Below are 23,250 nucleotides of genomic sequence, written 5' to 3'. Positions count from 1 at the left end.
GATATGTTCAACTATTTTTTAGTGAGAGAGTGGTATGAGTAATAAAGTCGGATTGTTCCATAGCCTGAAAGATGGTCAAATTTACATGGAGATCTGGCCGGTTCGCAAAGAGCTGAACGCCATTTTTCCCGAACAACGCATTATCAAGGCTACGCGTTTTGGCATTAAGGTGATGCCAGCGGTGGCGGCGATCAGCGTACTTACTCAAATGGCTTTTAATAATTACGATGCGCTACCTCAAGCCATTGTGGTTGCACTGTTTGCGGTCAGTATGCCGCTACAAGGTATGTGGTGGTTAGGAAGCCGTTCTAATACCAAGCTTCCACCAACATTAGCGTCTTGGTATCGTGAGTTGCATCAGAAGATCGTTGAAACTGGCTTCGCACTGGAGCCTGCAAAAGCGAAACCGAGATATAAAGAACTGGCTGTGATTTTGAACCGCGCGTTCCGTCAGTTAGACAAAAGCGCATTGGAGCGTTGGCTCTAATTCGTCAATTTTTAAATGTAACCCTTGTGAGAATGGAGTGAGTGTTAAGCCACTCCATTTTTTATCAAGCTATTTGGCTTTAACGGCTTATCTTGCTCGTTCCAACACTTTTCTTTTCCTCTTCTACTTCATACGTTGTGCGCAAAAAATAGCGACTGCGCGATCACAAATGTTGCCTTGATGTTAAATCTGCCTTTTCTTTTCTAAAAAATCACGGTAATAATGACAAAGAGATGCACAAAAAATGCACAAATAATCAAGCTGTTCTCTTATGGTTCTGGAGGGTGTTTCGGCACTTTTAAGGCGCTCGGGCAGCAAGGATGAAGACACATCAAGGAGTCATGATGAATACTAAACGTTTACTCGCTACTGCCGTATTAACCGCTACTACTGCTTTTTTACCTACCACTGTTCTCGCTAGCACGGCAACGGTTGCGGTTTCTCAAATCGTTGAGCACCCAGCACTCGATGCGGCAAGGCAAGGCCTACTAGATGGTTTGAAAGCCAAGGGCTACGAAGAGGGCAAGAACCTAGAGTTTGATTATAAGACCGCGCAAGGGAACCCCGCTATTGCGGTGCAAATCGCACGCCAGTACGTGGGTGAAAACCCTGATGTGTTGGTAGGAATAGCGACGCCATCAGCCCAGGCTTTGGTCTCTGCGACTCGTTCCATTCCCGTGGTGTTTACAGCGGTAACGGATCCCGTGGGTGCAAAATTGATTCAATCCATGGAACAGCCTGGTAAAAACGTGACGGGCTTGTCTGATTTATCGCCTGTCGCGCAACACGTCGATTTAATTAAAGAAATTCTGCCAGCGGCTAAAACGATTGGTGTTGTTTATAACCCTGGTGAAGCAAACGCTGTAACGTTAGTTCAGTTGCTTAAAGAGAGTGCTCAAGCAAAAGGGCTGCAAGTGGTAGAAGCAACGGCGCTTAAAAGTGCGGATGTTCAATCTGCAACGCAAGCTATTTCAGAAAAATCGGATGTCATTTATGCGCCGACAGACAATACAGTAGCAAGTGCGATTGAAGGTATGATCGTCGCCGCTAATCAAGCTAAGAAGCCTGTATTTGGTGGTGCGACGTCGTACGTTGAAAAAGGTGCAATTGCAGGTTTAGGTTTTGATTATTATCAAGTGGGTGTGCAGACGGCTGACTATGTAGCGGCGATTTTAGAAGGGCAAGACCCGGGTAAGTTAGACGCTAAAGTCGCGACTGGGTCTGACTTAGTGGTAAACGAAAAGGCGGCAAGCAAGCTTGGTATTGCATTACCAAGCTCTGTAGTGAAACGTGCGACGAGCATGCAGTAAGAGTGGTTTTTAGGTCGGCATAATGTCGACCTAATTTGTGCAGAAAGGAGCAGTTATGTCTGCATTTGCATTTTTTGGTGCGCTCGAGATAGGCCTTATCTATGGTTTGGTTGCCTTGGGCGTTTACCTTACGTTTCGTGTTCTCGATTTCCCTGACTTAAGTGTCGATGGCAGTTTCCCTATGGGGGCTGCGGTCGCGGCTACGGCCATTATCGCGGGCATCAATCCTTGGCTTGCAACCGGTATGGCGATTATTGCTGGTGGCATGACAGGGTGGGTAACGGCTTTCCTTGCCGTCCGTTGTGGCATTTTACATCTACTGGCATCCATTCTTACTATGATTGCGGCGTTCTCCATCAACATTCGCATCATGGGGAAACCCAACGTGGCGCTTTTGGGCGAAGAGACGATCCTAACACCATTTGAAGCTATAGGAGATCCTATCTACATCCGACCTCTGGTCGTGGGGGTGTTGATTTTACTTTCCGCACTGTTTGTTGTACGTCTTCTAAACAGCGACTTCGGCTTGGGTTTAAGAGCGACCGGGGTGAACGCTCGAATGGTGGCAGCGCAAGGTGCGAGTACAGGCTTTTATACCTACTTTGGTTTGGCGCTATCCAACGGTTTTGTTGGTTTTGCTGGTGCTTTGTTTGCTCAAACCAACAGTTTTGCTGATGTGACCTCCGGCGTTGGCACCATTGTCGTTGGTCTTGCTGCGGTTATTTTAGGGCAGACTTTAATTCCTGGCAGAAAGATTTGGGTTGCGGTATGCGCCGTAATTATCGGCTCGATCTTATACCGACTCGCTGTCGCATTTGCGTTGAGTTCGGGTATGTTTGGCTTGCAAGCATCCGACCTTAATCTAGTGACTGCTGTGTTGGTTGCGGTGGCGTTGATTGTCCCCAAACTTAAACAGAGTATGAAAGCCAGACAACGAGTGTCGGATGCGAAACAATCGGCATCTAAAAACGAGTCCGGGGAGGCACTATGATCGAGCTTAACAATATTCAAGTGACTTTCAATCCAGGCACCATTTTGGAAAATCGTGCATTAAAAGGCGTATCATTGGTAGTGCCTGAGCATCAGTTTTTGACCGTGATTGGTTCAAATGGTGCGGGTAAATCTACCTTGCTAGGCGCGGTCACAGGTGAAACGCCGATGATTGGCGGGCAGGTGATCATTGATGGTCAAGATGTGACGCGAAGAACCGTGTTTCAACGAGCCACCCAATGCGCTCGTGTTTTTCAAGACCCACTTGCAGGAACCTGTGGTGATTTATCCATCGAAGAGAACATGGCGCTGGCTTATATGCGAGGTAAACATCGTGGCTGGGGGATGGCATTGTCGGCTAAACGACGCAAAGTGTTCCAAGAACGAATTAGCATTCTTGGGCTTGGTTTAGAAGATCGATTAGGCGACAGTATTGGTTTACTTTCTGGTGGTCAACGACAAGCGGTAAGCCTAGTCATGGCGACCTTATCAGATAGTAAACTTTTACTGCTTGATGAGCACACAGCGGCACTCGATCCTCGTATGGCAGCATTTGTTATCGATCTAACCAAGCGCATAGTGAATGAGTTCGACCTGACGGTGATGATGGTGACGCACTCGATGAAAGACGCGTTAGCATGTGGAGACCGAACCGTGATGCTCCACCAAGGCGAAATTGTGCTCGATGTGGCGGGAGAGTCACGAGCCAATATGGAAGTCTCGGACTTGTTGGAAATGTTCTCTAAAGTCCGAGGGGAAGAGCTCGCTGACGACAGTCTGTTGTTAAACTAGGCCGAGTCAAAACACGAACGACGCCTACCAAGTGATCCTCCTTAAGAAAAGTTCTGATACGGTAATTTCGTAAGGAGGATTTATCGGCAAAAGATCCCATGACAGGGTTGCTTAACCGACGAGGAATGCAAACCGTCTGGCGCAACAAAATAACCAAGAAAAATATTGCTCTGGCTGTCTCAATCGATTGTATTGAGTTCAACAAAGGTTATCGAGCTAGGTTTTACGGTTTCTGGTGGTGTTGCCTTTAAGTCATCTAGCAAGCTTGAGCATTTTGATGAACTGTTCAAAATTGCGGACAAAAAACTTTATCAAGCCAAAACGACGGGTAAGAATAAAATTTGTTTCTAAGTAAAACTGTTCAGTAAAAGGGCGATTCAATCGCCCTTTTTTATGTATTCAATTACGCCGTGCAGTTTACGCTAGCATGGAGACGATCACGGTAATGTTGGATGTGTTCTACAATAGGTGCGGCTTTGTTGAAAATGCGAATTTCACGGAACAGTTCATTGGCTTCTGGGTACGCTTGACGTAAGTAAGAGAACCACTGTTTTACGCGATTCGGATAATACAAGCCTTTGTCGCCTTTCATTTCAAACTGAGAGTAGTAAATCAGCAAATCAACGACTTCTGACCAAGGCATTGGCTGGTGGTTGTATTTCACTATATTGCCAAGGTTAGGAATGTTGAATGCACCACGGCATACCATCAAAGAATCGACACCTGTGGTTTCAATACAGCGTTGACCATCTTCGTAGCTCCAAATCTCGCCATTCGCAATCAGTGGGATACTGAAGCGTTCGCGGATCTGCGTAATGTATTCCCACTTGATTTCAGATGCTTTATACCCACCTTGCTTAGTACGAGCATGGACAGTTAGCTCATTCGCACCAGCGGATTGAATGGCATCGACAATCTCAAAACAGTCGTCAGGATTTTCCCAACCTAAGCGGATTTTAGCCGTAACTGGGATATCACTTGGCACCGCATCACGGCACGCTTTTACGATGTTATGAATGAGTGCTGGATGTTGCAATAGCGCAGCACCCCCCTTGCTTTTATTTACCAAGCGGGCTGGGCAACCAAAGTTCAGGTCAACACCACGAGCACCAAGTTCGGCTGCTTTGATGGCGTTCTCTGCCATCCAGTTCGGGTCTTGACCAAGCAGTTGAACATGCACGGGAACACCTGGTACAGTTTGCGAGCCTTGCAGGAGTTCTGGGCATAAACGATGAAATACGTGATCAGGCAGAAGTTGGTCAACTACTCGAACAAATTCTGTCACACACAGGTCATAGTCGTTTATTTCGGTCAGGATTTGGCGCATCAAATGATCCAAAACGCCTTCCATCGGGCCTAATACAACTCGCATAGCTTGCCTAATACCGTTTGATAATTAAAGAGGGGGGCGATTGTAGCGATGTCCACTAAGTTTGTCATTAACTACAGGTGACGCCTTCAGAATCTGGTATCTGAAATCGACTGAGGTATAATGCCGCCAAATTCAGGGGAAACCAGACGTCATGCAATACACATTGATTGAGAAAAGAGAAGTTCAACTAGAGGTATCTTCACTGTTTATGGAAGGTGCAGTACTTGCTGCTAATCTGACAACGAAGCCTTTGACACCGGAAACTTGGTTAGAGCCACTGTTAGGTGACCGTTTTAAAGCGATTCAGCCTGCGGTGGAAGCGCAGATTCACAAACAGCATAACTATATTTTATGCAATGAATACTCGATTCTTGCTTTGACGGAAAGCCGTACGGACCAATTGGCAGACTTTGCTGAAGGCTTTATGTCGGTTTGGTCAATGATTGAAGAACAGTGGCAAGGCGTCGAGCTTAATGATGGATTGCAACGCATGCTGCAAGCGCTGTTGACGACCATGATGCTGGCTATCGATGAAGACCAGACTCAACAGCAGATGCGAGATGCAGGCATTGAAATACCGCCAACGCTAGCTGATTTGGTTGACCAGCTGGATTTGATGATTAATGAAGTTGCACTCGGTGCCGATGAGTTGATGGTAGGCAAAAAATCAAAGAGCTTGAATCCATTTAAAGAGGTCGGTCGCAACGACCTTTGTCCTTGCGAAAGTGGCAAGAAGTTCAAGCAGTGTTGCGGTAAGTGACCGAATACAAAATAAAAAGCCGACCTAGTGGTCGGCTTTTGCTATTCTTTGGTTGGCGTTTTATCGTCAACGGCTGATTTACTGAATTGGATTTTTACGTTTGTTACTAAAGAACTGAGCAATCAAAATAAACGCAAGAGCAACCAAGTTACCAGCAAAGATCACAACTAACCATTGAGGCATCGAAAGACCTAAGAATTGCCAAACGATCTTCGAACAGTCACCGTAGGCTTCAAACATCCAAGGAACCCATTGGTTGAGAGGAGCCCAGCTTGGGAAAGTTACGAACAGGTCACAAGTCGCGAACGGGGATGGGTTAAACTGATAGTCCACATGCTGTAATGCTAGCTGTAGGCCTTTGTATGCGCTTGCTCCCCATGCCGCTAATCCCAACCAACGGATTATTGGATTGTTAGGTGCGATAAGACCAATCAGCGCTGCTGCGCTAATTCCCATCATTGCCACGCGCTCATAAATACACATCACGCATGGTGATAACATCATCACATGTTGGAAAAACAGGGCGCAGACTTCGAAAAATAAGATAGCGAGAAGAAGGAGCAACCAAGATAAGCGTCTCTTTGAAAACTGATTCAGTGCTGTAAAAATCGTCACGGTTTTATTCCTGTTTGAAATAGAAAAAAGCTCTGATTACTCAGAGCTTTTTATCGTGGATAAGTTTCCTTATCAACTTATATTTTAGTGACCGCCTGACAAAGCGGGCGTTAGATCACCTGTGCTCGGCATAATCCAACCTGCTTCGTAGAAGAAAGCAGTGGCAGGTTCAAGGAAGAAAATGATGCCCATCATGCCAACGAGTGCCAGTACGATCGTATATGGTAGCGCCATGATGACCATGCGTCCGTAAGATAGACGAACCAGAGGAGCCAACGTTGACGTTAGTAGGAATAGGAATGCCGCTTGACCGTTTGGCGTTGCAACCGATGGTAGGTTTGTTCCTGTATTGATTGCTACTGCCAGCAAGTTAAACTGATCACGTGTAATTTGACCTTCAATTAGCGCCGTTTTCACTTCGTTGATGTAAACCGTACCAACGAATACGTTGTCAGATACCATTGAAAGTAAGCCGTTAGCCACATAGAACATCGCTAACTGAGTACCTTTGTCCTCTACGGCAAGTACCGCATCGATAACCGGTTTAAACAGTTCCTGGTCGATGATCACTGCAACGATAGCAAAGAATACGGCAAGAAGTGCGGTAAATGGCAGAGCTTCTTCAAATGCTTTGCCCATTGAATGCTCTTCGATGATTCCAGTAAAGGCTGTCGCCAGTACGATAACCGATAGACCGATCAACCCAACGGCAGCCAGGTGAAGTGCTAATGCCGTAATCAACCAAACAGCGATGATGCCTTGTACCCACAGTTTAGCGACGTCTTGGTTAGTACGCGTCGTGCGTTCTTCAAGGTCAAAGTCCATTAGGATCTTGCGTACGTTATCAGGCAATTTTGCACCGTAACCAAATACATTAAGTTTCTCAACGAAAGCACAAGTAAGTAGGCCACAGAAGAATACAGGCAGTGTTACTGGTGACATTCGAATTAGGAACTCACCAAAGTTCCAACCTGCTTGGCTAGCGATGATCAAGTTTTGTGGTTCACCAACCATGGTGGTTACCCCACCTAGAGCAGTACCTACACCCGCATGCATAAGCAATGAACGTAGAAACGCACGGTAGTTTTCTAAATCGTCGCGAGTCAGTTCAGTGATGGTGTCATCTTTAGTGTGGTCGTGATCGCCTATAGGGTTACCAGAAGCAACCTTGTGGTAAATTGCATAAAAGCCTACCGCTACGCTGATCACAACGGCAATCACTGTCAACGCATCTAAAAAGGCGGACAAAAATGCAGCAGCAAAACAGAATGCAAGTGAAAGCAGAGTTTTTGAACGAATGCCAAGCAGAATTTTTGTGAAGATAAATAGCAAGAGGTTCTTCATGAAGTAGATGCCGGCTACCATGAATACCAACAATAGTAAGACTTCAATGTTGGCAACAAGCTCGTGCTTTACCTGCTCCGCACTTGTCATACCAATTGCTACGGCTTCAATCGCCAGCAGGCCACCTGGCTGAAGTGGATAACATTTCAGCGCCATTGCCAGTGTGAAGATGAATTCAGCAACAAGCAACCAACCCGCCAAAAATGGGTCAATTAGGAAGAAAACAATCGGGTTAACAATAAGAAAGGCGATAATGGCAACTTTGTACCAATCAGGCGCTTTACCAAGGAAATTCTTGATAAAGGCATTTCCGAGCGATATCGGCATGATAATTCTCTTTATAACAAAATTATGAATAGACACTAAAAAATAGTGCTCAAGCATCTGTTTATTAGACTTATTGGTTAGTCCTTTAAAACAATAACTTAGAAAAACAACAATTCATTGAATTTTTGTAGTCTTGCCAAGTTACTTCCCCTGAACCTGAGCACCGCTCATTTTTGACCGCAACTCTACACTCGGACGCTTATTAGTCAATAACAAACCTTAATGCAACAGACTAAACTGGTTTTTCATTGTAATAACGCGATCAAAACGGCGTTACTATACCATGAAAAGGTGGGAAATAAGCACTTTGAATTGCAAACGCAACCCAATTGCGAAAAATGATAAATTAAAAAATAATATTAATCGTTTTACACAATTTTATTTTGCAAATGGTGAGTATTAAAATGTGACAGAGTAAACTCTATTTTTCTTGAGATTGTAGCTTGTGTTGAGTTGGTAAAATATAGATTTTGCCAACTTGGTTCCAAATAGGCGGAATTTCAATTCGAACTAATATATAGAGCATTAACTCTATATTGGCAAAGCGTTTCATTAATGGATCGTTAATTTTCTCAAATCGTTAAGTAGTGGTATGATGAGTCGTATCGACCCTTAGAAATCAATACTGGATAAATATAGAATGGTCATTAAGGCTAAGAGCCCTGCAGGATTCGCAGAAAAATACATAATCGAGAGCATTTGGAACGGCCGTTTTCCTCCTGGCTCAATTTTACCCGCTGAACGTGAGCTGTCTGAACTTATTGGTGTTACACGTACGACTCTACGTGAAGTATTACAGCGTCTAGCACGTGATGGATGGCTGACAATCCAACACGGAAAACCAACAAAAGTGAATCAATTTATGGAGACCTCTGGTCTGCACATTTTGGATACACTGATGACTTTGGATGTCGACAACGCAACCAACATTGTAGAGGACCTACTTGCTGCGCGTACTAACATCAGTCCTATTTTTATGCGCTATGCGTTTAAAGCAAACAAAGAGAGCTCAGAGCGTACCATTAAGAACGTTATCGAGTCTTGTGAAGCTTTGGTTAATGCTTCGTCTTGGGAAGCGTTTATCGCGAGCTCACCTTATGCAGACAAAATTCTGCAAACAGTGAAAGAAGACAACGAAAAGGACGAAGCAAAGCGCGAAGAAATTCTGATTGCTAAAACGTTTAACTACTACGATTATATGTTGTTTCAACGCTTAGCGTTTCATTCTGGAAACCAGATCTACGGTTTGATCTTTAATGGATTGAGAAAACTGTACGATCGTGTCGGTAGTTACTACTTCTCAAACCCGATATCTCGTGAACTCGCGTTGAAGTTTTATCGTCAATTACTGGAGACGTGCGAAACCGGTGAGCGTGATCAGCTACCAATCGTCATTCGCCACTACGGAATGGAAAGTGCGCAAATCTGGAATGAGATGAAAATGCAACTGCCAACCAACTTTACAGAAGACGACTGTTAAGTTTCTCTTATTTAGTTTTCAGAAACCGCAGGTGTGAAAGCCTGCGGTTTTTTATTTCGTGTTTATGCTAAGGACAGCTTGGGTAACGGTAGATATAGGGTTTCGATGATATCTGAAAGCATCTGTTCGTAAGCATTAAATATAACCAAGGATAGTTCGGACGTTATGTCGTATAACGCTTCTTCATTGAGTGATACTTCTTCGCTGTTCAGATGATCAGTGAGTACTTGTATGGATTTTGTCGATTTAGGTGAACCGATGATTAACGGACTAATGACTGCAAGCTGATTGAGCCTTCTGACCATTATTGACGCATCGTTTTTTATTCTCATTGCGCCCCCTGGAGTATGAATATCTTGAATGCTGATACGCATCTGGGTGAGCGTCTCTAAACTGTCCATGACCGTTTGCCAATTCATCTGATATTCGTCGTAGAGGTCATCTCTTTGCAAGACAGCAAGCCAGGCTATAGTGACCTCATCCATCAAAAATAAGGTGTGGCGAATGAGTTTTCCATGCTCTAATTGATTGCGAGCTAACGAGTATCCTTGCCATTGTTTCAGCAACTGCTCAATTTTTATCTGAAGCATTCGATAGATAGGTTTATTTTCAAAACGAGCAGTCTCTATTAATTGATGCAGCTTGCTATTTAATTCTTGATTGATCGCAGCGATCTCATTGTGATGATTTTGCTGACCTTGGAAAGAGTAGTGGGTCACCGCTCGGTGGCGACGAAGTAGACAAGTGACATCCCGTAATAGAATGAGTAATCGGTACTTGCGAACCTGCTGCTTTTCTCGCTTATTAGCTAAGTGGTAGATTCCCGCCAGAATAGCAACGGAGATCAAAGTAGAAATCAAAACAAACATAACCAACTCCTTGTTAGTGCTTTTGACCTAGCAATTAAGTAAGAGCAGCTTTAATGCCAGAAATAGAAGCCATAAAAAACAGTAGGTTATGTTATTTTCCTTGGGTTAAGCGTACAAATTTGGTGCGGGGTTTCCCCAAAAGTGTGAACGTAAAAAAATCCCCGCCATATTTGGCAGGGATTTTTTGGAAAGCGTAAAATAACGAATTACATTACACGCATGCCAGGTTGAGCACCTTCGTGTGGTTCAAGAATCCAAAGGTCTTTCCCGCCAGGGCCTGCAGCTAGGATCATGCCTTCAGACATGCCGAATTTCATCTTGCGTGGTTTCAAGTTTGCTACTACAACAGTGTATTTACCGACAAGATCTTCAGGCTGGTACGCTGCTTTGATACCAGAGAATACTTGGCGCATTTCACCACCGATATCCAGTTGGAATTTCAGCAGTTTGTCTGCTTTTGGCACTGATTCGCAAGACACGATCTTAGCGATACGTAGATCCACTTTTGCGAAATCATCGAATTCGATCTCGTCAGCGATTGGATCTTTGCTTAGCTCGGTTTCGTTCGATATGGCTTCAGCTTTCTCTTTTGCTGCCATTTCTGCTGCAGCATCTTCTTTCGATGCTTCGATCATAGCTTCGATGTTCTTAGGATCGATACGGTTGAACAGCGCCTTGAACTTAGTGATCTCGTGACCAGTAAGTGGTGCAGCGATGCTTTCCCAAGTTAGCTCTCCGTTAAGGAACGCTTCAGTACGCGCAGCTAATGCAGGCATCACTGGTTTCAGGTAAGTCATCAGAACGCGGAACAGGTTAATACCGACAGAACAGATTTCTTGCAGTTCCTGATCTTTGCCTTCTTCTTTTGCTACGACCCACGGTGCTTTTTCGTCAACGTATTGGTTTGCTTTGTCTGCGAGTGCCGTGATTTCACGGATAGCACGACCAAACTCGCGAGTTTCGTAAAGCTCTGCAATACGCTCAGCTGCTGCAACGAATTCGTTGTATAGCTCAGGTTCTGCAAAGTTTTCAGCGAGCTTGCCGTCAAAACGCTTAGAGATGAAGCCTGCGTTACGAGACGCTAGGTTAACGATCTTGTTCACTACATCGGCGTTGACACGTTGCGTGAAGTCCTCAAGATTTAGGTCTAGGTCGTCGATACGGCTATTTAGCTTAGCGGCATAGTAGTAACGAAGACATTCAGGATCTAGGTGGTCTAGGTAAGTGCTTGCTTTAACAAACGTACCTTTAGATTTAGACATCTTCGCGCCGTTTACCGTTACGTAACCGTGTACGAATACGTTGTTTGGCTTACGGAAGCCAGAGCCTTCTAACATTGCAGGCCAGAATAGAGAGTGGAAGTAAACGATGTCTTTACCGATGAAGTGGTAAAGCTCTGTCGAGCTGTCTTTCTTCCAGTACTCTTCGAAGTCTAGACCTTCAGTTTTGTCACATAGGTTCTTGAACGAAGCCATGTAGCCAACGGGTGCGTCTAGCCAAACGTAGAAGAATTTGTTCTTCTCGCCAGGGATCTCGAAACCGAAGTAAGGCGCATCACGTGAGATATCCCATTGCTGCAGACCAGACTCGAACCACTCTTGCATTTTGTTCGCTGTCTCAGATTGAAGAGAACCAGAACGTGTCCACTCTTTTAGCATGCTTTCGAACTGAGGTAGGTCGAAGAAGAAGTGCTCAGAGTCTTTCATGATTGGCGTTGCGCCAGAAACCGCTGATTTCGGATTGATCAGTTCGGTTGGGCTGTACGTTTCACCACAGTTATCACAGTTGTCACCGTATTGGTCTTCTGACTTACACTTAGGACAAGTACCTTTTACGAAACGGTCTGGTAGGAACATTTCTTTCTCAGGATCGAACAGCTGAGAAATTGTGCGGCTAGAGATAAAGCCGTTCTTCTTCAGCTCAAGATAGATGTGAGAAGCTAGCTCACGGTTCTCATCTGAGTGTGTGCTGTGGTAGTTATCAAAGCTAATATCAAAGCCAGCGAAGTCTTTTTGATGCTCTTCACTAACTGCAGCGATCATCTCTTCTGGTGTAATACCCATCTGTTGTGCTTTTAGCATGATTGGTGTGCCGTGAGCATCGTCAGCACAGATGAAGTTTACAGTGTTGCCACGTAGGCGTTGGTAGCGAACCCAGATGTCAGCTTGAATGTGCTCAAGCATGTGACCTAAGTGAATCGAACCATTAGCGTACGGAAGGGCACAAGTTACCAGCAGTTTTCTTGGATCGTTTGCCATACTTAATAATCGCTTTTTGATAGGTATAAAAAATAGAGAGTAATACTACCCCATGAGCCTTCTAACGCCAAGGTATCAAACCATGGATTGCCTTAGTTTTTTTGGGGTTCTGAATCTTGCTTCTGGGTGCTACGATTAGAGGCACTGTACCCAAGCGCATTTAGGTGACTTGAGTATATAAGGAGACCTTATGCATCAGTTCACTTCAAAACAAGATTTTTGTCATTGGCTTAACCAATTCCAGCATCCACAGTTGGTGGAAAACTGGGCAGATATTCACGGCATTGTCGCGATTCCAGCGCAAGGTGGCATTCAAATTACGTTGCCATTTGCGAGTAATGAACTCCAAGCAGTACTCAGTGATTGGATTAAGGAACAGCAAGCGTCAGGCACGGTTCCTGAGTTTGCGTTCCATATCGAACTTGGTGTGAAAGCACTGGAAACTCAAGTCGAAAACGCAGTTAAGGGAGTGAAAAACATCATCGCAGTTAGCTCAGCGAAAGGTGGAGTAGGAAAATCAACCACGGCGGTCAATCTCGCTCTTGCAATCGCGCAGTCTGGCGCGAAAGTCGGTCTGTTGGATGCAGACATCTATGGGCCGTCTGTACCGATGATGCTTGGACAAGAAGATACGAAGCCAGAAGTTCGTGATGCTAAGTGGATGAAACCTATTTTTGCCCATGGCATCTATACTCATTCTATTGGCTATTTGGTGGATAAATCCGAAGCGGCGATTTGGCGTGGTCCAATGGCATCAAAGGCGTTGGCCCAATTATTAACCGAAACAGAATGGCCAGATTTGGATTATTTGGTTATTGATATGCCGCCAGGTACAGGGGATATTCAACTGACCTTGTCACAACAGATTCCGGTGACAGGCACGGTATTAGTGACAACGCCACAAGATCTAGCACTCGCCGATGCTCGTAAAGGGGCGGCGATGTTCCATAAAGTTAATGTGCCAGTGGTGGGCGTCGTTGAGAACATGAGCTATCACATTTGTAGCCAATGTGGTGCCGTAGAGCACATTTTTGGTACGGGTGGTGCAGAGAAAATATCGCAAGAATTTGGGTTAGCGTTACTTGGACAGATCCCACTTCATATCGCCATGCGAGAAGATATCGACGCCGGAATACCAACAGTGGCGAGACGTCCAGATAGTGAGCATGCAGGTTACTACAAACAGATCGCCGATCGCGTTTGTGGCACGATGTATTGGCAAGGCAAAGCCAAATCAGACACAATCAGTTTCACAATGGTGAACTGAGTGCATACCCTGGTTTGGTTAAAAATCATACACGCCAACGTTTGCTTTAGGGTTCATTCTCTACGCAGAAAGAAACTTATAACTAAACCCTAATTCCAGCTAGTATCTAAGGGGTGAACTCCCTATAATCAGGCAGTTTATCTATTTATGTGACTAGAAAATCATCATCGGGTGCAAACTAATGTCTGATAATAATCAATGCGTCATCGTAGGTATTGCTGGCGCTTCTGCTTCTGGAAAAAGTCTGATCGCGAGCACGATTTACAATGAGCTTCGCGAGAAAGTGGGCGATCATCAAATCGGTGTTATCACGGAAGATTGCTACTACAACGACCAAAGCCACCTAAGCATGGAAGATCGAGTAAAGACTAACTACGACCACCCGAGCGCGTTAGACCACGACCTACTTTGTGAACACTTAGAGAAATTGGTACGTGGCGAAGCGGTAGAAGTACCAGAGTACAGCTACACTGAGCATACTCGTACAAGCAATACCACAGCAATGACACCTAAAAAGGTCATCATTCTTGAAGGTATTTTGCTTTTAACGGACCCACGTTTACGTGATCTAATGCACGCGACAGTATTTATGGATACGCCTTTGGATATCTGTCTGCTTCGCCGTGTTAAGCGTGATGTTGAAGAGCGTGGTCGAACAATGGAATCAGTTCTTAAGCAATACCAACAGACTGTTCGTCCGATGTTCATGCAATTTATTGAACCTTCTAAGCAATACGCGGATATTATTGTTCCTCGTGGTGGAAAAAACCGTATCGCGATTGACGTTTTGAAAGCTCACATTGCAAGACTTTTGAAAGCTTAAGCCTTTAGATGGCTATATTGCTTTATTTTTGTGAAAAGAAGTGGCACTTTAAGTGCCACTTCTTTTTTTTGTTTTTAAATTAGCCAGTTGCAAAGTAAAGCCGGACAATTTTCATGCTGTTGTGAAATGATCAGTGCGAGCTTAGGTATATAATTTAAAAACTCACGAGCAAGGAAAAAGCACATGAAGAATCTGCTCTTAGTTATAGCCATGCCTGTTGTAGTTATTTTAGCTGCGGTGCTAGCGCTAACCGTCTTCGTTAATCCGAATCAATTTAAGCCGTTAATTGTGGAACAAGTACAGAAGCAAACGGGTTTAGAGTTGGTGATTGAAGGGGACATCAGTTGGCAGTTCTTTCCATCGATTGGCTTCGAACTGGGTCGCACTGAACTGAGAAACCCGCAAGGCTTTAGTCAACCAAATCTATTCAAAGTTGACACGGTCGGTGTTGATGTCTCGGTCATGCCTCTGCTTAGCAAGCAACTCGAAATTGGCAACGTCACATTAGATGGTGCTGAGTTCTACCTTGAAACGCTGAAAGATGGTAGCAAGAACATTGATGCGCTGACCAAAGCACAATCTCAACAAGCTGAACAATTTACTGAGCCAACTTCAGTACAAACGGAAGGTACGCAAAGCTCAGCTTCTGATTGGACGATCAACCTTGCAGGAGTGACTATTTCTAACGGTTATGTTGAAATCCAAGATAAGCAAACCGGCAGCGACACCAAGCTTTCTGATATCTCCTTAAACCTATCACAGTTTGCTTTTGATCACTGGACGACAGCTGACTTCGGTGTGAAAGGTGAAATGAACGATCAAACGTTCACCGCGCAAGGCAAAGCGGACTTTAAATTGGCAAAAGGTCTTGCAAGCTACGCGTTGAAAAACATCAACTTTGATGCAACCTACGCTGACGAAGCAAACAAAATTGAATCTGCGACCATCGGTTTAGACACGTTTGAGTTTGATAAAGTAAACCGCCTAAGCTATGCGTTGAAAGGCGACGCGGGCGGCATGAAGCTAGACATGCAAGGCGTTGGTGAACTGATTGTTGATAAAGCGATCAGCAAGGTTCAATTGAACAAACTGACGTTAAAATCGACTTTTGAAGGTGCTGCACTTCCACAATCACCAATGAAAGTGGATATGGCCTCTGACCTATCGTTCGACTTAACGAAGAGTCACTTGAGTTTTGTGCTGGAAAATCTCACCGCAAATGCGATTGTGTTAGACGGGAAAGCGGATGTGACATTAGGTGATATCCCTAAAATTCGTTTCGCACTGCACAGCCCTAACATCGATGCAGATGAATTTTTGGGCTTGAATAAGCAAGCGCCTTCAAGTGATAAGTCAGCATCAGGTGGCGAAAGTGCGCCAGTTGGCCAAGAGGGTGAGCCAGACTTATCAGCTTTAAAAGTACTGGATGTGAAAGGTGATATCAAGATCGATAAGTTCAAAGCCGCGAATGCGAAGATGGAAGCAGTCAAAGCAGACTTCTCCATCAATCGTGGTGTGTTTGACCTAACGTCATTCAGTTCTAAACTTTATCAGGGCACAATCACCGCAACGGCGAAGTTAGATGCTCGTAAGTCGCCAGTAACTTATAGCGCGAAGCAGTCGATTAAAGGTGTCCATGTTCAGCCACTGCTAATTGATGTCGCTAACAGTGATAAGTTGGAAGGGACCGGTAATATCGATGTGAACGTTAGCGGTAAGAGCTTAACGCCAACAGGCATGAAGAAGAACCTAGTGGGTACGGTCGCGATTAACTTTACAGACGGTGCAGTTAATGGCATCAATGTCGCTCAATTGATTCGTGAAAACTATGCGCGATTTAAAGGCCAAAGCTTAGAAGGCACAGATGAAGTCAAGAAAACTGACTTTAGCGCAATGACGGCAACAATGAGATTAAACAAAGGCGTTGTTTATACGGATAATCTTCAAGCTCAATCCCCATTATTGCGTTTGCGTGGTAAAGGCAGTGCAAACTACCTCAATGAAACGGTCGATTTTACTATCAGTACGTCTATTGTAGGTTCACTGGAAGGGCAGGGCGGAAAAAATATCGATGAGCTGAAAGATATTACGATTCCAATCAATGTTTCCGGCAAGTGGGCGGAGCCAAAATTCAAGCTAGTATTTGATGATGTTCTGAAACAGAAAGCACAGAAAGAAATAGACCGAGGCGTTGAAAAGCTAACGGACAAAATTAAAGATGAGAAAACGAAAGAAGCGGTAGACAGTTTGTTGAAGAACTTGTTTAACTAATTTTAGAGTTCGCTTTATATTTACAAAGCAAAGGGTTGGCACTGAGCCAACCCTTTTTTATACCCAAGTAACCTAGGGATGCTTGGTTCAGTGAGAAGATTACCAATCCACCCCTTTCAGCGCTTTTACGCCGGATTCAAAGGCGTGCTTTACATTCTTCACTTCCGAGACGGTGTCTGCCATTTCAATCAATGAACGATGAGCAGCACGACCGGTGATCACGACTGATTGCATTTTCGGGCGGTTATTCAGTGCTTCAACGACTTCCTCTAAGTCGATGTACCCATAGCTCACCATATACGTCAGCTCATCAAACAGAATCACATCAATCGATTCGTCTTTCAGCATGCGCTTACATTCTTGCCACACAAGTTGAGCGGCTTCTGTATCGGCGGTTTTATTTTGCGTTTCCCAAGTAAAACCCGTTGCCATGACTTGGAATTCCACGCCGAGGTTTTCTAGCAGGTTACGCTCTCCATTATCCCACGTGCCCTTGATGAACTGAGCAACAGAACATTTTAAGCCATGACCAAGTGCACGAGCGATGGTGCCAAAACCGGAGGTCGATTTACCTTTACCGTTGCCAGTAATGATGAGTAATAAACCCTTTTCTTCTTGAGCGGCGGCGATCTTTGCGTCTACTTGTTCTTTTACTTTTTGCTGGCGAGCCTTATGGCGTGCCTCTTTGTTCTCTTCGATAGACATTCTCTTTCCTTAATTCTATCTACAAGCCAGTGTGCTGACTTGGGTAAAGCAAATTATCTCGCTATGATAGTTCAACAGCAGGTAAAGAAAAACCATCGAGAATACAGGGAATAAAATGAAGAAAGTACTCGTTGTTTGTATGGGAAACATTTGTCGCTCACCTACGGGAGAGGCCGTATTAAAATCGAAAGCACAGGCGCTAGGAGTGCCACTACAGGTAGAATCTGCAGGTACCATTGGTTATCACGTAGGAAGCCGTCCGGATGCGCGTGCCATGCAAGCAGGTCAGTTACGTGGTTATTCATTCAAAGGTATGAAAGCACGTAAGGTGGTTGTTGGGGACTTTTCCGCGTTTGATATGGTGTTGGCGGCGGATAAAGCCAATTTAGCGGATTTATTGGATCTCTGTCCGGATGAGTATCGACATAAAGTGTCTTTGTTTCTGAGTCATGGAGATTCTCGCTACGACGAAATCCCTGATCCATACTACGGGGGGGAGAACGGTTTCGAACTGGTATTGGACCTTATTGAAGAGGCATCAGACGCCATTCTAAAAAAGCTGATATAAAACAGCGAGTCGTTTTCACGACACAATTGAAGAACAAAAGGGATGAGCTTAGCTCATCCCTTTTGGTGTGTTAGCCAGCTAGGATGTCGGTGGCAACTTTATAGCTTGGGTCTTCTTTCACATTAATTTCTACCAAGCTACCCGCTTTATCGAGAAGCTTACGGCAGTCAGGGCTTAGGTGACGTAGGTGAAGTGTTTTGTCTAACGTTGCGTAGCGTTCTGCAAGCGTTTCTATCGCTTCAATAGCAGAGTGGTCGGTTACGCGTGAATCAGCGAAGTCAACAATGATATCTTTAGGATCATCTTGCGCATTGAACAACTCAAGGAAGTTCGCTGCCGAGCCGAAGAAAATAGGGCCGTGAATCTTGTACTCTTTTGAGCCTTCTTCGTTTAGGCGGGTATCCGCATAGATGTGCTTAGCATGCTGCCATGCAAACATTAGAGCAGAGGCAATGACACCAACCGCTACGGCTACGGCAAGGTCAGTCAGAACCGTCACTACTGTAACGAGAACGATAACAAAGAAATCTTGCTTTGGTACACGGCGCGCCAATTTAAACGTTGCCCATTCAAATGTTCCGATTACTACCATGAACATCACACCAACAAGCGCTGCAAGCGGGATCATTTCAATAAGTGATGATGCGAACAGGATGAAGATCAGTAGTGCGCTTGCGGCAACAATACCAGACAGACGGCCACGACCACCTGAGTTTACGTTGATCATAGATTGGCCAATCATCGCACAACCACCCATGGCACCGAATACCGAGCAGGTCATGTTTGCCATACCTTGACCGATACATTCACGGTTAGATTGACCACGAGTGTTGGTCATCTCATCAAGTACCGTTAGCGTCAGTAGCGATTCGATCAGACCGATGGCTGCAAGGATTATCGCGTAGGGCAGGATGATTTGAATGGTTTCCAGCGTAAATGGTACTACCGGAATTGAGAAAGTCGGCAGAGAACCAGCCAATGTCGCAGCCTCATCACCAGACATTGTGCGTAGGAAATCTACAACCGTACGTGTTTCAAGATCTAAGCCCACTACAAGTGCTGTTACGGTTACGATGGCAACAAGTGATGAAGGCACTGCGGTGGTTAGCTTTGGTAAGAAGTGGATGATTGCCATTGTTAGCGCAACGAGACCTAGCATAAGCAGCATTTGGTCTTGTGGTAGCCAAGTAAGCATACCGTTGACATCAGGTGCCTTAAATTGACCAAGCTGAGCTAAGAAGATAACAATTGCTAGGCCGTTCACGAAACCAATCATTACCGGATGTGGAACGATTCGAATGAACTTGCCTAGCTTGAATAGACCAGCTGCGATTTGCAGGATACCGGCTAGCATGATGGCAGCGAATAGGTACTGAACCCCATGAGTCGCCACCAGTGAGACCATAACGACGGCCATCGCACCAGTCGCGCCTGAAATCATACCAGGACGGCCACCGAAGATAGAAGTGATTAGGCCTACGATGAACGCAGCATACAGACCAACCATAGGGTCAACACCAGCAACGAATGCAAATGCTACGGCTTCAGGAACCAATGCTAGCGCAACGGTTAAACCTGATAGCACATCGTTTTTTACTGAGTGCTTAGAAAATTGAGGAAATTCGAACATGTGTAATATAGGGCTCTTTTGGCAATGAAATATCTCCCGACATATATTCGTGTTTGCATAAGCGCTAATAGGTGAAGTTATGTTCACGCCTATCAGTTCAAACTGTAGTGAAAAAGAGCTGCATCAGAATGGTGTCGAAAACTTGAGTCGGCGAATGCTACCGAAAAGTGTGATTAAGTTCAAGAATGATAAGGAGAATGAGCCACAAATGTGATCAGTCATTGATATTAATGTGAACAATAATATTCAACATTGCGTTAAACAAAAAAGGCTGCCAAATGGCAGCCTTTCAATTACTTATAGTGACGACAAACTTAGTTGAAGTTTGGTTTTGTCATTCCTGCAGATGCACGGTTTATTGCTACTTGGCTGCCTGCGCCTTTCGGTGCGTAGCGCTCGGCTTTAAACGGTGCTGCTGAAATCGTAATTTCACGAAGCTCTTGAGGACCCGGTGCTTTCGTCATCGGTGCGCTAGCGCGTGGCTTAGTGGCAACGTTGATAACTTCAACTTCAGATACTGGTGCTGCTGCCGGTGATTTAACTGTAATTTCTTCTACAGTTTCTTCTACCGCTTCAGCCACTGGCTCTGGAGTAAGTGTAGTTTCTACAACTGTTTCAGTCACTTCAGCTACAGGTGCATCAACGATAAGCTCTACTGGTGCTGTTTCAACAACTGTAGACTCAGTTTTCTCAGCAACTGGTGCTTTAACGAATGGAGCTTCCATTTTCGCCTCTACAGGTTCTTGAACTTTTGATTCAACAACTGGCGCGTCAACGACGGCATGGTGCTCACGACGGATGATAATTTTACCCATCGCCATTTCTGGACAAGCAAAACCACCTTGGATTGCAGATACTGCCGTCGCTGCTGCTTCTTCTTGAACTCGCTCTTCCTTCTTCGGCGCTGGTTTTTGAATGTAGCGTGGCATCACTTTACCCATTGCCATCTCAGGAGAAGCTACGCCACCCTTACGTAGACGGAATGGGTTAGGGCGACGATCGCGACCACGACGACGGCGTTGACCACTTGCACGTAGATGACGTGGAGAACGACGATTGCGACGCTGTTTAGATTCTGCTTGAAGGTTGTCTTGTGGTGCTTCTGCGATTGCCTCAACTGGCTTTTCAACAGGAGCTTCAACTGGCAACTCAACGAGTTGTTCAGCCGCTTGCTGGTCCTTAACGCGCACAGATTTGTTTAGTTTGCGACGTTGACGGCGCTCTTTCACTTTCTCTGCTTTGGCGTTTGTCTTCGCTTTGATTTCTTCTGGTTTAGCTTCAGAACGCGCTTCTGCGGCGAGCTGCAGACCTTTTTCCGCTACTTTTACGTTTGCTTTTTGCTCTTGTGATTTCTCAGCTTGTTGAGGTTTTGGCTTACGCTTTTGATTACGGTTTTGTGGTTTGCTTAACTGCTGAACATCGCTTTGTTCAGTCGCTTGTTCATCACGAGGCTTGCGACGGCGCTTGTTATCGCGGTTATCACGGTTATCGCGAGTCTCACGATTATCGCGTTGGTTACCACGACGACGGTCGTTACGATCACGTCGGTTGCGTTTGTTATCGCGGTTCGGTTTCTTTTCTTCTTGTTTCGGCGCTTCTTTTGCTTCTTCAGAACCACCAAATAGGAAGCTACCTAAGGCTTTGAACAGACGGCTAAATAGCCCAGGTTTTTCTTCTTGTACGACTTCTTTCTTCTTCGCTGCTGGAGCAGGCTTAGATGCAGGAGTTGGCGCTGGTGCAGTTTGAGTCGGCGCAGCAAAACCTTTAAGAACAGGCTCTTCAATTCGCTTAGACTTAATTTCAACTTCTGTTGTTTCTTTGCCTTCCGCTTCTTTCATTGCTTCCAGTTTCTTAGGAAGTAAGTAAGAAAGTAGATCAAATTCTTCGCCTTCACGCACGCGGATTACTTCGAAGTGTGGTGTTTCCATATCTGAGTTTGGAACAACCGTGATTTTCACTTCTTGATTGCGTTCGATGTGGTTTACTGAGCGACGCTTTTCGTTCAATAGATAAGAAGCAATTGGAACAGGGACAACCGCCAAAACTTGAGCGGTGTTGTCTTTCAATGCTTCCTCTTCAATTAGACGAAGAACAGACAGTGCTAGAGATTCGTTGTCACGAACAACACCCGTGCCCGTACAACGAGGACAGATGTGGTGGCTTGCTTCTGCAAGAGAAGGGCTCAAGCGTTGACGAGACATCTCTAGTAGACCAAAGCGAGAAATACGGCCGATTTGGACGCGAGCACGATCTAAACGAACAGCTTCACGCAGACGGTTTTCTACTTCGCGTTGGTGGCGTACAGGTGTCATATCAATGAAGTCAATAACAACCAGACCACCTAGGTCACGTAGACGCAATTGACGAGCGATCTCATCAGCGGCTTCTAGGTTTGTGTTCAGTGCCGTTTCTTCGATATCGCCACCCTTTGTTGCACGAGCTGAGTTGATATCGATAGAGGTTAGCGCTTCTGTTGGGTCGATAACGATAGAACCGCCAGAAGGTAAGCGCACTTCACGTTGGAACGCTGATTCAATTTGGCTTTCGATTTGGTAGTGGCTAAATAGCGGAACTTCGCCTTCGTATTTCTTAACACGGTTAATGAAATCAGGGCGAACCAAGCTGATGTGCTCTTTAGCACGTTCATAAATGGTGTTGCTATCAATTAGGATTTCACCAATGTCGCGACGTAGGTAATCACGGATTGCACGAACGATAACGTTACTTTCTTGGTGGATCAAGAATGGGGCAAGGTTAGAGTCTGCCGCGTCCTTAATCGCACTCCAGTGGTTAAGTAGTACGTTCAAATCCCATTCAAGCTCTTCAGCACTCTTTCCAACCCCAGCGGTACGAACGATTAACCCCATGCCTTGTGGCAGTTCTAAAGTGCTTAGCGCTGCTTTTAGCTGAGTGCGCTCGTCACCTTCGATACGGCGTGAAATACCGCCAGCACGTGGGTTGTTAGGCATCAGGACTAGATAGCTACCTGCAAGAGAAATGAAAGTAGTCAGAGCTGCGCCCTTGCTACCACGTTCCTCTTTTTCCACTTGTACGATTACTTCTTGCCCTTCGCTTAGCACTTCTTTAATGCTTGGACGACCTTGGTAAGTGTAACCTTCAGGGAAGTATTCGCGGGCAATTTCTTTGAGAGGGAGGAAACCGTGACGCTCAGCACCGTAATCAACAAATGCGGCTTCTAGGCTTGGTTCGACACGTGTAATACGGCCTTTGTAGATATTCGCCTTCTTAGATTCATGTCCTGGACTCTCGATATCAAGATCGAAAAGTCGCTGGCCATCAACCAGAGCGACACGCAACTCTTCTTTTTGAGTTGCGTTAATTAACATTCTTTTCATTGAAAATTCTCGTTGTCTTCTCTTTT

18 protein-coding genes and 1 pseudogene are annotated in these 23,250 nt (G+C 45.1%); 11 read left to right on the top strand and 8 right to left on the bottom strand.

The window, feature by feature from the left end; translation table 11 throughout:
* Nucleotides 1–34: 34 nt before the first annotated feature.
* From yfbV to AK966_RS04695, 5 genes and pseudogenes are all read left to right on the top strand, one after another.
* Nucleotides 35–487 (top strand): terminus macrodomain insulation protein YfbV, encoded by a 453-nt coding sequence (gene yfbV / locus AK966_RS04715; protein ID WP_099079512.1) that lies wholly within the window; start codon nucleotides 35–37, stop codon nucleotides 485–487.
* A 344-nt stretch (nucleotides 488–831) separates the two neighbouring features.
* Nucleotides 832–1,797, top strand: a complete 966-nt coding sequence (locus AK966_RS04710; RefSeq protein ID WP_099079513.1) for an ABC transporter substrate-binding protein — start codon at nucleotides 832–834, stop codon at nucleotides 1,795–1,797.
* Between the two features lie 55 nt (nucleotides 1,798–1,852).
* The gene (locus AK966_RS04705; protein ID WP_119463631.1) at nucleotides 1,853–2,788 is read left to right on the top strand and encodes an ABC transporter permease; all 936 of its coding nucleotides are present in this window, start codon (nucleotides 1,853–1,855) and stop codon (nucleotides 2,786–2,788) included.
* On the top strand, nucleotides 2,785–3,579 hold the full coding sequence (locus tag AK966_RS04700) for an ABC transporter ATP-binding protein (protein WP_099079515.1): 795 nt from the start codon (nucleotides 2,785–2,787) through the stop codon (nucleotides 3,577–3,579). The genes AK966_RS04705 and AK966_RS04700 overlap by 4 nt, the downstream gene beginning before the upstream one ends.
* Before the next feature lie 74 nt (nucleotides 3,580–3,653).
* Nucleotides 3,654–3,930: pseudogene (locus tag AK966_RS04695) on the top strand (diguanylate cyclase); the annotation flags it as partial.
* 52 nt (nucleotides 3,931–3,982) lie between these two features.
* Here AK966_RS04695 and dusC read toward each other — a convergent pair.
* Nucleotides 3,983–4,951: a tRNA dihydrouridine(16) synthase DusC gene (gene dusC, locus AK966_RS04690; protein WP_119463630.1), complete on the bottom strand. Its 969-nt coding sequence runs from the start codon at nucleotides 4,949–4,951 to the stop codon at nucleotides 3,983–3,985.
* Between the two features lie 151 nt (nucleotides 4,952–5,102).
* Between dusC and AK966_RS04685 the strand changes: the two genes are divergently transcribed.
* Nucleotides 5,103–5,711, top strand: a complete 609-nt coding sequence (locus tag AK966_RS04685; protein ID WP_099079517.1) for an SEC-C metal-binding domain-containing protein — start codon at nucleotides 5,103–5,105, stop codon at nucleotides 5,709–5,711.
* Between the two features lie 78 nt (nucleotides 5,712–5,789).
* Here the strand turns inward: AK966_RS04685 and dsbB are convergent, their stop codons facing one another.
* Nucleotides 5,790–6,326, bottom strand: coding sequence for a disulfide bond formation protein DsbB (dsbB, locus tag AK966_RS04680; protein WP_099079518.1), 537 nt, complete (start codon nucleotides 6,324–6,326; stop codon nucleotides 5,790–5,792).
* A gap of 84 nt (nucleotides 6,327–6,410) precedes the next feature.
* Nucleotides 6,411–7,997, bottom strand: a complete 1,587-nt coding sequence (gene nhaB / locus AK966_RS04675; protein WP_119463629.1) for a Na(+)/H(+) antiporter NhaB — start codon at nucleotides 7,995–7,997, stop codon at nucleotides 6,411–6,413.
* 640 nt (nucleotides 7,998–8,637) lie between these two features.
* Between nhaB and fadR the strand changes: the two genes are divergently transcribed.
* Nucleotides 8,638–9,477 carry a fatty acid metabolism transcriptional regulator FadR gene (gene fadR, locus AK966_RS04670; RefSeq protein WP_099079520.1) on the top strand — a complete coding sequence of 280 codons (840 nt, stop codon included), beginning with the start codon at nucleotides 8,638–8,640 and terminating at the stop codon, nucleotides 9,475–9,477.
* A gap of 62 nt (nucleotides 9,478–9,539) precedes the next feature.
* On the opposite strand, the gene AK966_RS04665 is transcribed toward fadR, so the two are convergent.
* Nucleotides 9,540–10,346, bottom strand: coding sequence for a hypothetical protein (locus AK966_RS04665; protein ID WP_099079521.1), 807 nt, complete (start codon nucleotides 10,344–10,346; stop codon nucleotides 9,540–9,542).
* A gap of 206 nt (nucleotides 10,347–10,552) precedes the next feature.
* On the bottom strand, nucleotides 10,553–12,604 hold the full coding sequence (metG, locus tag AK966_RS04660) for a methionine--tRNA ligase (RefSeq protein ID WP_119463628.1): 2,052 nt from the start codon (nucleotides 12,602–12,604) through the stop codon (nucleotides 10,553–10,555).
* Nucleotides 12,605–12,794: 190 nt separating this feature from the next.
* Between metG and apbC the strand changes: the two genes are divergently transcribed.
* From apbC to AK966_RS04645, 3 genes are all read left to right on the top strand, one after another.
* Nucleotides 12,795–13,871, top strand: coding sequence for an iron-sulfur cluster carrier protein ApbC (gene apbC, locus AK966_RS04655; protein ID WP_099079523.1), 1,077 nt, complete (start codon nucleotides 12,795–12,797; stop codon nucleotides 13,869–13,871).
* Nucleotides 13,872–14,052: 181 nt separating this feature from the next.
* Entirely contained in the window at nucleotides 14,053–14,694 is a 642-nt protein-coding gene (udk, locus tag AK966_RS04650) for a uridine kinase (protein WP_099079524.1), read from the top strand.
* A gap of 183 nt (nucleotides 14,695–14,877) precedes the next feature.
* Complete coding sequence (locus AK966_RS04645; protein WP_119463627.1) at nucleotides 14,878–16,965, top strand: AsmA family protein; 2,088 nt, start codon at nucleotides 14,878–14,880, stop codon at nucleotides 16,963–16,965.
* A 99-nt stretch (nucleotides 16,966–17,064) separates the two neighbouring features.
* Here AK966_RS04645 and cobO read toward each other — a convergent pair whose 3' ends face one another.
* Nucleotides 17,065–17,670 (bottom strand): cob(I)yrinic acid a,c-diamide adenosyltransferase, encoded by a 606-nt coding sequence (cobO, locus tag AK966_RS04640; protein WP_099079526.1) that lies wholly within the window; start codon nucleotides 17,668–17,670, stop codon nucleotides 17,065–17,067.
* 115 nt (nucleotides 17,671–17,785) lie between these two features.
* Here cobO and AK966_RS04635 point away from each other — a divergent pair, with 115 nt between their 5' ends.
* Nucleotides 17,786–18,238: a low molecular weight protein-tyrosine-phosphatase gene (locus AK966_RS04635; RefSeq protein WP_099079527.1), complete on the top strand. Its 453-nt coding sequence runs from the start codon at nucleotides 17,786–17,788 to the stop codon at nucleotides 18,236–18,238.
* A 70-nt stretch (nucleotides 18,239–18,308) separates the two neighbouring features.
* Here the strand turns inward: AK966_RS04635 and AK966_RS04630 are convergent, their stop codons facing one another.
* Both AK966_RS04630 and rne read right to left on the bottom strand, forming a co-directional pair.
* Complete coding sequence (locus AK966_RS04630; protein ID WP_099079528.1) at nucleotides 18,309–19,868, bottom strand: SulP family inorganic anion transporter; 1,560 nt, start codon at nucleotides 19,866–19,868, stop codon at nucleotides 18,309–18,311.
* Nucleotides 19,869–20,182: 314 nt separating this feature from the next.
* Entirely contained in the window at nucleotides 20,183–23,224 is a 3,042-nt protein-coding gene (gene rne, locus AK966_RS04625) for a ribonuclease E (RefSeq protein WP_119463626.1), read from the bottom strand.
* Between the last annotated feature and the right edge of the window lie 26 nt (nucleotides 23,225–23,250).

This window comes from Vibrio sp. PID23_8 (assembly GCF_003584965.1).
Classification (GTDB): domain Bacteria; phylum Pseudomonadota; class Gammaproteobacteria; order Enterobacterales; family Vibrionaceae; genus Vibrio.
This window is presented reverse-complemented; position numbering and strand designations above follow the sequence as displayed.

Coding starts and splice junctions, on each gene's coding strand:
- yfbV (WP_099079512.1), top strand. CDS start 35: ATGAGTAATAAAGTCGGATTGTTCCATAGCCTGAAAGATGGTCAAATT.
- AK966_RS04710 (WP_099079513.1), top strand. CDS start 832: ATGAATACTAAACGTTTACTCGCTACTGCCGTATTAACCGCTACTACT.
- AK966_RS04705 (WP_119463631.1), top strand. CDS start 1,853: ATGTCTGCATTTGCATTTTTTGGTGCGCTCGAGATAGGCCTTATCTAT.
- AK966_RS04700 (WP_099079515.1), top strand. CDS start 2,785: ATGATCGAGCTTAACAATATTCAAGTGACTTTCAATCCAGGCACCATT.
- dusC (WP_119463630.1), bottom strand. CDS start 4,951: ATGCGAGTTGTATTAGGCCCGATGGAAGGCGTTTTGGATCATTTGATG.
- AK966_RS04685 (WP_099079517.1), top strand. CDS start 5,103: ATGCAATACACATTGATTGAGAAAAGAGAAGTTCAACTAGAGGTATCT.
- nhaB (WP_119463629.1), bottom strand. CDS start 7,997: ATGCCGATATCGCTCGGAAATGCCTTTATCAAGAATTTCCTTGGTAAA.
- fadR (WP_099079520.1), top strand. CDS start 8,638: ATGGTCATTAAGGCTAAGAGCCCTGCAGGATTCGCAGAAAAATACATA.
- AK966_RS04665 (WP_099079521.1), bottom strand. CDS start 10,346: ATGTTTGTTTTGATTTCTACTTTGATCTCCGTTGCTATTCTGGCGGGA.
- metG (WP_119463628.1), bottom strand. CDS start 12,604: ATGGCAAACGATCCAAGAAAACTGCTGGTAACTTGTGCCCTTCCGTAC.
- apbC (WP_099079523.1), top strand. CDS start 12,795: ATGCATCAGTTCACTTCAAAACAAGATTTTTGTCATTGGCTTAACCAA.
- udk (WP_099079524.1), top strand. CDS start 14,053: ATGTCTGATAATAATCAATGCGTCATCGTAGGTATTGCTGGCGCTTCT.
- AK966_RS04645 (WP_119463627.1), top strand. CDS start 14,878: ATGAAGAATCTGCTCTTAGTTATAGCCATGCCTGTTGTAGTTATTTTA.
- cobO (WP_099079526.1), bottom strand. CDS start 17,670: ATGTCTATCGAAGAGAACAAAGAGGCACGCCATAAGGCTCGCCAGCAA.
- AK966_RS04635 (WP_099079527.1), top strand. CDS start 17,786: ATGAAGAAAGTACTCGTTGTTTGTATGGGAAACATTTGTCGCTCACCT.
- AK966_RS04630 (WP_099079528.1), bottom strand. CDS start 19,868: ATGTTCGAATTTCCTCAATTTTCTAAGCACTCAGTAAAAAACGATGTG.
- rne (WP_119463626.1), bottom strand. CDS start 23,224: ATGAAAAGAATGTTAATTAACGCAACTCAAAAAGAAGAGTTGCGTGTC.